The 1,942-nt window shown below is 38.5% G+C and carries 3 protein-coding genes and 1 pseudogene; all 4 read right to left on the bottom strand.

Translation table 11 applies throughout. The annotated features are described in order from the left end of the window. Nucleotides 1-202, bottom strand: a pseudogene (locus AC4GME_RS17275) (tRNA pseudouridine(13) synthase TruD); the annotation flags it as partial. Nucleotides 203-215: 13 nt separating this feature from the next. After that, complete coding sequence (gene ispF / locus AC4GME_RS17270) at nucleotides 216-695, bottom strand: 2-C-methyl-D-erythritol 2,4-cyclodiphosphate synthase (protein ID WP_490377581.1); 480 nt, start codon at nucleotides 693-695, stop codon at nucleotides 216-218. 20 nt (nucleotides 696-715) lie between these two features. After that, a complete protein-coding gene (ispD, locus tag AC4GME_RS17265; protein ID WP_490377582.1) occupies nucleotides 716-1,393 on the bottom strand; it encodes a 2-C-methyl-D-erythritol 4-phosphate cytidylyltransferase in 678 nt (225 codons plus the stop codon). Between the two features lie 4 nt (nucleotides 1,394-1,397). Beyond that, the gene (ftsB, locus tag AC4GME_RS17260) at nucleotides 1,398-1,676 is read right to left on the bottom strand and encodes a cell division protein FtsB (protein WP_490377583.1); all 279 of its coding nucleotides are present in this window, start codon (nucleotides 1,674-1,676) and stop codon (nucleotides 1,398-1,400) included. Between the last annotated feature and the right edge of the window lie 266 nt (nucleotides 1,677-1,942).

Below are 1,942 nucleotides of genomic sequence, written 5' to 3'. Positions count from 1 at the left end.
GACGGGCTAAAAATTGGGTATTCTCACCTATTTTTTGCACCCATAAACAGACATGCTCACCCTCACCTGTCAATTCAAACCCCAAATCTTCCTGGACATTAAAATCCTCACATGACTGTTTAAACCGTCCGCTACTTTGGGGTTTCCCATACAGATAATTAAAATCTAAACTAAATTGTTGTTTTTCATTTTTTTCGATCATTATTTTTTCTTAATTACTTATTTTTCATTAACAGGACAACGGCATGGGTGGCAATACCTTCTCCACGCCCAATACAACCGAGCTTTTCAGTGGTGGTTGCCTTGACATTGATATTATGGGATTCGGTTTCTAATAAAGCTGCAATCTGTAAGCGCATATCATCAATAAATGACGCCATTTTCGGTGCTTGTGCAACTATTGTCAGATCAACATTGCCAATTTTATAACCGCGATTTTTTGTTTGATGAAAAACATCTTCAACTAACTTACGGCTATCAACACCGGCATACTTAGGATCATCATCTGGAAAATGGCGACCAATATCACCCAGTGCTAACGCACCTAAAATAGCATCACACAAAGCATGCAGGACCACATCGCCATCTGAATGAGCAATTAAACCTCGAAAATAGGGGATTTTCACACCGCCAAGCGTGATCGGGCCTTGCCCGCCAAATTTATGCACATCAAAACCATGTCCGATACGAATCATTTTTTTCTCCAATAATTAATTTATTGCGACAGATACAGCTCAGCAAGTTTCAAATCTTCTTGACGTGTTACTTTCAGATTATCACTTCGCCCTTCAATGATAGTAACAGGCAATCCAGACATTTCCATAGCGGAAGCTTCATCGGTAATATTTTGAGGATCTTTCGCGCTGCTAATTGCCTTAATCAAGGCTTTGTTTTGAAACATTTGCGGTGTTAAAGCATGCCATAAATTTTCACGCTCAACCGTATTGATGATTTTCCCATGCGGATCACTGCGTTTCATCGTATCGCGCACTCTTGAGCCGAGAATGGCGCCCTGCTTTGAAACCGTCACATGCGCGATTAACTTATCGATATCAGAGCGGGAAATACAAGGTCTGGCGGCATCATGCACTAAAACATAATCATCTCCGTTTATCACTTGCAGTGCAGATAATACCGAATCAACACGCTCTTCACCGCCCTCTACCACCTCTATTTTAAAGTGTTTGGAAACGCCAAGCTGTGAGAACCAGCGATCGTTTTTAGCAATAGAAACAACCACTTTACATATATCAGGATGGTTAATAAAAGGGGCAAGACTATGTTCAATAATGGTTTTCCCTAATAATGATAGATATTGTTTGGGGATATCTGCACCGACGCGTTTACCAATACCTGCGGCCACAAGAACTGCGACTAAATTTAATTTACTCATCCTATTAATCTTCTTTTGGGACAATACGGAAAAAGGTTTCCCCCTCTTTCACTAAGCCTAATTCATTACGGGCACGCTCTTCAATTGCTTCAGAGCCTCGTTTTAAATCTTCAATTTCTGAAAACATCATCTGGTTACGTTGTGTTAACTCAGCATTACTTGCCACTACAATCTCAACTTCTTTTCTTAAAGCATGATTATCCTGCAAACCATTTTTGCCAAACCATAAATGATATTGCTGCACCGCCAACAAAAAAATAAGTACAAGCATAAATATACGCATAACAGAACCAACCTTAAGGCCAAGCAACTAAAAATCGAAGAAAGTTATTTTCACACATTAGACCTTAAATTAAAATGCACGGCTGAAAACATAAGTTTTGATTACCTCACAAATCATATAACACATTGAAACTTAAACTTTAACCTCAGCTAACTTAAAGTCATTATTTTACATATATTTCACTTTTACCTTCTAACTGTTTATTTTTGCCTACTCTACAGTTCAGTTTTCGTTTCCAAACAACTCAATTATTGAAACTATTAACT

Source organism: Psychromonas sp. (assembly GCF_983033635.1).
Note: the sequence above shows the minus strand (reverse complement) of the source record. Positions and strands in the feature narration are given on the sequence as shown.

Bases quoted from the DNA above. Each gene is read 5' to 3' on its own strand.
- ftsB (WP_490377583.1), bottom strand. From the start codon at position 1,676: ATGCGTATATTTATGCTTGTACTTATTTTTTTGTTGGCGGTGCAGCAA.
- ispF (WP_490377581.1), bottom strand. From the start codon at position 695: ATGATTCGTATCGGACATGGTTTTGATGTGCATAAATTTGGCGGGCAA.
- ispD (WP_490377582.1), bottom strand. From the start codon at position 1,393: ATGAGTAAATTAAATTTAGTCGCAGTTCTTGTGGCCGCAGGTATTGGT.